The 986-nt window shown below is 68.2% G+C and carries 1 protein-coding gene; it reads right to left on the bottom strand.

The window, feature by feature from the left end:
* Positions 1 to 45: 45 nt before the first annotated feature.
* A partial coding sequence (locus EOA60_RS34655; protein WP_128312712.1) for a hypothetical protein occupies positions 46 to 986 on the bottom strand: 941 nt, incomplete at its 5' end.

Raw genomic sequence — 986 nt, 5'->3', positions numbered from 1 at the left:
GCAAGCCCTTGAGATCGGTCGTCATCCTATGGCGGAGCAAGGGCCTCAGGCGGGCACGGAACGGCCGATGCGCAGGAATTCGCCGTCGAACGGTATCTCCTTCGCTGAACCATTCTGGGCAAGGATGCGCAGTCGATCGGTCGCTTGTTCCAGGCCGCTTGGCGGTTCGACGTCCGCTGCCGGAACCGCGCCGATGACATGGCGGAAGGAGACGCTGCGCCCTTCGGCAAGCGCGAAGGCCGTCGCCACGCCTTCATGCTTCAGCCAGTTGTCGCCGAGCGAGGCGGTGTGGCCGACCGCGGCGCGGCCGTCCTCGATGCCAAGCACGCCGACATGGCGGCCGCTCCAGGGCGCGTAGTCGCGCCCGCCATTGCTGAACCACAGCATGGTGACCGGCAGCTCGGCCGGATTCTTCAGCACCAGCACCAGATCCTGCTCGGCGCGGCGGGCGAGCGCCGTCCAGCCCGGCCCGCCATGATCGGCCTCGACCAGGGTGATGAAATCCTCGCGCCGGTCTTCCATGCGGTAGTCGGCGAGATCGGCGGTGCCGCCGGCCGCGAGCGGGAAACGGGTGAGGTCGGTGGTGCGGGCGGGATAGGCCAGACGAAACCGGCCGCGCGCCGGATCGGGCTCCAGAGGGGTCTCAGGCGTGACCGCCAGACGTTTCGGCGAGAAGGCGAGCCGGCCGCCGTCCTGCATCGCCGTCATCGGATGGTGGGCGACGGAAATGGCGCCGGAACCGCCGGAGAAGATGTGTTCCTGGTAGAGGAAGGGATGGTTGTCGCGGAGCGTGAAGACCTTGTCGACGGAAGCACCCATCACCTTGCGGCGCAAGCGGAAGACGGCGCGCCAGCCGCCGGCGATGGCACTGCTTTCGACGACATCCCACTCGCTGTTGGCCGTCCAACCGTGGAGGGGAGCAGCTTCGACATCGCTGGTGGAGAACGGCGCGCAGAGGAAGTCGCCGGACAGGCGCACCGTGCCTT

Origin of the sequence: Mesorhizobium sp. M1A.F.Ca.IN.020.06.1.1, assembly GCF_004023265.1 — a bacterium.
Classification (GTDB): domain Bacteria; phylum Pseudomonadota; class Alphaproteobacteria; order Rhizobiales; family Rhizobiaceae; genus Mesorhizobium.
This window is presented reverse-complemented; position numbering and strand designations above follow the sequence as displayed.